Source organism: Pseudopedobacter sp. (assembly GCF_040392825.1).
GTDB lineage: Bacteria > Bacteroidota > Bacteroidia > Sphingobacteriales > Sphingobacteriaceae > Pseudopedobacter.
The window spans coordinates 1-5,276 of record NZ_JBEBVH010000263.1 but is presented as its reverse complement, the minus strand read 5'-3'; the positions used below and the strand labels follow the sequence as shown (position 1 = coordinate 5,276).

Genomic DNA, 5,276 nt, shown 5'->3' with positions numbered 1-5,276 from the left:
ATGCCAAACTAATTTTTAAATAACAAAAACGTATATTATTTCTCCAACTTTTGACGTTTTCATTTTATTTCTATCTTTAAAATATGGTGCATCTTATTTTATCTATTTTCCTTACTGTTTCCTCATATATCTTACCTCAGAGTAATAAAGAGGAGGATTATGATGTTTTCCTGAAAGAAAATATAAAAGGCGATATTCCTTCAATTACTATTGATTCCCTGAAAACGATAGATAACATTGTCTTTCTGGACGTCAGAGAAAAAGAGGAATTTGACATTAGCCATATAAGAAGCGCTAAAAATGTTGGGTACATTTGGTTCGATATGAGAAGAGTTTACGATATTCCGAAATCTGCTCATATTGTAGTTTACTGTACAATTGGTAATAGGAGCGAAAAAATTGGCAGTAAACTGGTCAAAGCAGGATATAAAAATGTGTACAATCTTTATGGTGGACTCATCCAATGGACAAACGATGGGCAAGCGCTTTTCAGGAATGATGGGGCACAAACCACAGAAATCCATACGTACAACAAGGATTGGGCACAATGGGTTAAAAAGGGAGCAATAGTTTTTTAGCATGGATTCAGACAATAAGACACTTACTATAATAACAACAGCAGATAATTCAAGAACTATCTATAACCCTATTGTTGACGAAAATTACCACAGTATGCATGGAGCCGTGGAAGAAAGCAACCATGTATTTCTAAATTCCGGTCTCAGATATTTTTTAGCCGATAACGAAAGTAAGCGGGTCTCTGTATTGGAAGTAGGATTTGGAACAGGTTTAAATTTTCTGCTTACTGCCGATTTTTGTACCGGAACAGCAATCAACCTGAATTATGTAGGAATTGAAGCATTTCCTTTGGAATTCGATTTTATAGAGCACACAAATTATCACGAACTTGTATCTCAAAATACCTGGCAGGGATACAAAGACACCTATAGTCAGGCATTAGAAAGATTTATTCCACTAAATAATTTTTGCAATTACCATATAGCTTATACAGAATTAATGAATTTTAGTTCTGATGAGTTGTTTGACGTGATTTACTTTGATGCTTTTGCTTCTAAAAAACAGCCAGAAATGTGGTCTGCAGAAGCCATAACCCACACAGTAAGTTTTTTGAAACCAGGTGGTGTATTTGTAACATATGCCATCACCGGAGATTTAAAAAGAATAATGAAATCTTTAGGTATGAAGGTAGAAAAAGCACCGGGCTCTGCCGGAAAAAGAGAAATGTTAAGAGCTATAAAAATTTAGTTTTAGCTAAAATAATCGTTAAACATGTTCGATAATCAATAAACAAGCCGGTATTATAACCGGCTTGAATCATGCATTTCAATTGCTTTACCTATATTATTTATAGTTCGCTCGTCTAAATCTCCCCAAATCTGTTCCCATGCATTATGTTCATTTCTCCTTAAACGAGCTATTTCTACTCCATTAGTTTCACATATAAAATATGGAACGCCATCTGTAGTATCTTCGGGTTGTATTTGCAAATCAAATGCCTTATCATCCTTATCCCCGATATTCACACGGACATTGAATTTTTGATATTTCGTATCTTTCATAGTAGAAGGAATTATGATGATTAATCTAATTATCTCTATCTATATCAAAACCAATATCATGCCATAAACACTGTTTATTCTTCCGATGGAATTAAAACAATCTTGAAATAAACACGGCCTGGGCCTCCTCCTGTTATTTGAGTATAATCAGAATATTGCATTCTAACCTCAATATCAGAGTTAGAGGTATCGAAACTATAAGCGATGCCTAAATAGGTATGTGGAATTTGCTCCCATATTTTATTATCGTAGCTTATATATACTAGTATCCCATCATAATCGTTGTAAAAATTATCAGTTTCATAAAGCGGAATAGTCGATACAAAAGTCTTTCCATCATCAACCAATGTCCATTGTGATCCAGACCTTTCGGCATAAATGGTTTTATTGGTAACAGTATAATAATTGTTAACATCTTTCTGGCATGAAGTAACTCCTAGAATAATCACACCCGCAATTAAAAATAATATTCTTTTCATCTCCGTGTCTTTTAATAATTAGACGATAAATTCTTGTCTATAGTTTCATCCTATAACAAAAAAAGCACCACATTTTGTGATGCTTATTGGTAAGACGCTTATATAATAAAAAAGTTTAATCCTATACTTTATAATCTGCTACACCTGCAGCTTTAAGCAACAAATTATGAAGCTCATAATTTTTAACAAAGGGTTTCAATAATTCGCTTCCCGGCCCAAACATCGCCAGCTCTACATAGTCTCCTGTATGCTGTATACCGCCCCATCCTACCGAATTATGAGCAGACTGTATTTGTGAATACTGTTTGTATGGTAGCTTATAAGGATTATACAGACCATCCTCGTCCAGATTTTCGTAATGCTTAAGAATCAGTTTAGCTTCTTCCGGTTGAATAATATAGCCCTGCGCAAATTCTATTCGCTCTATTAGCTGTGATGGCAAAGTACTTTTACCAATGCCGTTTAACACCCAGTTATTAGATTGCTTATAACTTTGCAAGGTATCGAAATTTTTATCTGCTTTACCGCCATAATATAAACCTGGATTTGAATTTCCGTGATCTGTGGTTATTACAACTAAAGTTTCCTTATCTTTTTCTGCAAACTCCATAGCTACAGCAATAGCCTCGTCAAAAGCTATCTGGTCGTACAATGTCGCTGATGTATCATTTGCATGAGCCGCCCAATCTACCTTTCCACCTTCTATCTGTAAAACAAAACCATTTTTATTTTGGGAAAGTGAAGTAATTGCCTGTTTGGCCATCTCTGCAAGGCTTGGAATTTTTTCCATCAATTCCTTATCCGATGTCCTGTCTATTGCATACGGCAATGCATCCTGATAAAAGATTCCTAAAATTGGCTGTTTTGCGCCGTTATGCCCCTTTAATGACTTGCGGTCTTTAAATACGGCATAGCCTTTCTTTTCAAAATCTGCAAATACGTTCTGTCCATCTTTCCTTAATTTCGGGTCGAAGTTTTCCAAGCCCCCTCCCATAATAACGTCTATGCCTAATTCCAGGTATTTTTTTGCAATTCCTGGTTCATCACTACGCTTTTTACTGGTTACACAAAAACCTGCCGGAGTAGCATGTGTAGCCATCACAGTAGTAACAACACCAGCTGCTTTACCTGCTTTTTTAAATTTCTGCCATATAGGTGTGTTCTCTGTTCCATCTGCATTTACATTTAAAGAACCATTAGGAACTCTTTTTCCACCACCCCATGAAGAACTCGCAGCAGCAGAATCTGTCACTAACGAATTTGCGGAAGCAGTGTCCATTAAAGCTCTTGTTACCCTGTTTTGTTCATATAATTTCAACCAGTTAGAACTTCTTCCCTCTTTTCTTTGCAATAGTAAATTCGCCATATTCAAAGTTCCTATGCTCATACCATCACTTACCAGAAAAATAATATTTTTTGCTAACTGACCTTTCTTTGCTGATGGTGCTGCCAGCATCTCTATTGGAGAGAATAGCGTACCGCCTAAAAAAGCTAAGGCGCCGCCTTTAAAGAGATCTCTTCTTTTCATGCTTTAAAGTTATGATTAGAATGTTAATTTGTTGTAATCTGTCTAAGAATTTTGATTCTTATAAAAAACCGATTAAAAACCTGACGGTAAATTGTAATTTTTAGACTTCCAATAACTTATCAGATAAGGGATATTTCTTTCAAATCTCAGAAAGTCTTTATGCTGCGTTCTCGTCCATCCGGACTCTGCATAAGCTGCAATACGTGGAAAAGTCTGATATGAAATATCTTTAAAATCAGGTGTCCATTCACTCCACATCTGTGCTCCAAGGCCCACAATCAGTTTCTGTTGTTCTGCATTTAAACCTGCCGGAACCGGATTAAATCCGTATGCTTTTTTTAAATCAATTTGCTGATAAGTATAATCCAGATAAGTAAATCGGTGATCTGAATTAATAATTTCATAACCTTTATCTATACCAAACAACAAATCTTTGGCATCACCTTTCCAGAATTGGACTATCGCTTTTTTCGACAACGAAGTATTTGCATTTTCCTCATTTGCCCATTCATGTACGTTTTTCCCCAATATCTCGTTCCATCCTATTATCCTCTTACCCAAAGAATCTTCGACAAATTTTGATACCTCGTTAGTAAAGTAAACATGAAGATCATAATAATTTTTAATACCATGCTTAACCATATAATCCTGTACCGATTTAGAGTTCTTCCATTGGTCAAATTTCACTTCATCTCCTCCTATATGAATATATTGAGAAGGGAATAGTTCTGAAACCTCCTTTAAAACCTGATGAATAAAATGCCTGGCTCTTTCGTCGCTAACATCTAAAACTGCACTTTCGACCCCAAAACGGGTAGGGATCTTCATTTGTTGTTTAGTAGTCCCTAAATAAGGATAGCTGGCAATTGCTGCAGAAGTATGTCCTGGCATACTAATTTCGGGAATAATCGTAATCTGACGCTCGGCAGCATAAGCGATAATTTCCTTTATATCTTGCTGAGTATAAAAACCACTATGCGCTTTGTGATCCGAAATTTCGCTCTTCCATTTTTTTCCGTTGTCGTTTATTTGCGTACTGTCTCTTTTCGAACCTATTTGAGTCAGTAACGGAAATGCTTTAATTTCTATTCTCCAACCCGCATCATTAGTTAAATGCCAATGAAATTTATTCATTTTTAATAAAGCCATTTCATCCAAAAGCTGCTTTACAACTTCCTTTCCATGAAAATACCGGGCTTCGTCCAGCATAAAAGATCTCCATTTAAAGGCTGGCTCATCTTTAATGGTCACCAAAGGGATTTCAAGCGATTTCAACATAAGTTGATTTAAGCTTTGAATTCCGTAAAAAATCCCTGTTTCGGTAGACGCTTTTATTTCTATTTTGTTTTTAGAAGCAGAAAACTCATATGATTCAGAATGGTCGGATACGTCTGAGCTCAATAACAGCCGAATCTCAACACCCTTTTTCACGGTGGTCTTTGAAATTCCTCTTTTATGAAGGACTTCCTGTAAATACGCTTTCTGATTTGAATTGCCAGCGATGTATACGCCTTTAGACAAACTTACAGAACCTTCTTTAAACACTACATTATTGGGGTAAGGAATTATCGATACTTCTGTTTGTCCAAAAACATTGTTGCTTATTAGTAAAATCAGAAGTAGATGTATAATCTTAAAATATTTCATAAAATGTTTTATAAAAGGGTGTTTCAAAAGTTTTTTGTCTTG

At 35.6% G+C, this 5,276-nt stretch carries 6 protein-coding genes; 2 read left to right on the top strand and 4 right to left on the bottom strand.

Features of this window, described 5'->3' with window-relative positions; translation table 11 throughout:
- Positions 1 to 83: 83 nt before the first annotated feature.
- Together ABWO41_RS15035 and mnmC2 are read left to right on the top strand one after the other, a co-directional pair.
- Positions 84 to 578 carry a rhodanese-like domain-containing protein gene (locus tag ABWO41_RS15035; protein WP_353139823.1) on the top strand — a complete coding sequence of 165 codons (495 nt, stop codon included), beginning with the start codon at positions 84 to 86 and terminating at the stop codon, positions 576 to 578.
- A gap of 1 nt (position 579) precedes the next feature.
- On the top strand, positions 580 to 1,266 hold the full coding sequence (gene mnmC2, locus ABWO41_RS15030) for a tRNA (5-methylaminomethyl-2-thiouridine)(34)-methyltransferase MnmC2 (protein ID WP_353139821.1): 687 nt from the start codon (positions 580 to 582) through the stop codon (positions 1,264 to 1,266).
- A 53-nt stretch (positions 1,267 to 1,319) separates the two neighbouring features.
- Here mnmC2 and ABWO41_RS15025 read toward each other — a convergent pair whose 3' ends face one another.
- The 4 genes from ABWO41_RS15025 to ABWO41_RS15010 form a co-directional block, all read right to left on the bottom strand.
- Positions 1,320 to 1,580, bottom strand: a complete 261-nt coding sequence (locus tag ABWO41_RS15025; protein WP_353139819.1) for a hypothetical protein — start codon at positions 1,578 to 1,580, stop codon at positions 1,320 to 1,322.
- A gap of 74 nt (positions 1,581 to 1,654) precedes the next feature.
- Entirely contained in the window at positions 1,655 to 2,059 is a 405-nt protein-coding gene (locus ABWO41_RS15020; protein WP_353139817.1) for a hypothetical protein, read from the bottom strand.
- Positions 2,060 to 2,180: 121 nt separating this feature from the next.
- On the bottom strand, positions 2,181 to 3,587 hold the full coding sequence (locus ABWO41_RS15015; protein ID WP_353139815.1) for an alkaline phosphatase: 1,407 nt from the start codon (positions 3,585 to 3,587) through the stop codon (positions 2,181 to 2,183).
- Positions 3,588 to 3,659: 72 nt separating this feature from the next.
- A partial coding sequence (locus tag ABWO41_RS15010; protein ID WP_353139813.1) for a beta-N-acetylhexosaminidase occupies positions 3,660 to 5,276 on the bottom strand: 1,617 nt, incomplete at its 5' end.

Bases quoted from the DNA above. Each gene is read 5' to 3' on its own strand.
- ABWO41_RS15020 (WP_353139817.1), bottom strand. From the start codon at position 2,059: ATGAAAAGAATATTATTTTTAATTGCGGGTGTGATTATTCTAGGAGTT.
- ABWO41_RS15015 (WP_353139815.1), bottom strand. From the start codon at position 3,587: ATGAAAAGAAGAGATCTCTTTAAAGGCGGCGCCTTAGCTTTTTTAGGC.
- ABWO41_RS15035 (WP_353139823.1), top strand. From the start codon at position 84: ATGGTGCATCTTATTTTATCTATTTTCCTTACTGTTTCCTCATATATC.
- mnmC2 (WP_353139821.1), top strand. From the start codon at position 580: ATGGATTCAGACAATAAGACACTTACTATAATAACAACAGCAGATAAT.
- ABWO41_RS15025 (WP_353139819.1), bottom strand. From the start codon at position 1,580: ATGAAAGATACGAAATATCAAAAATTCAATGTCCGTGTGAATATCGGG.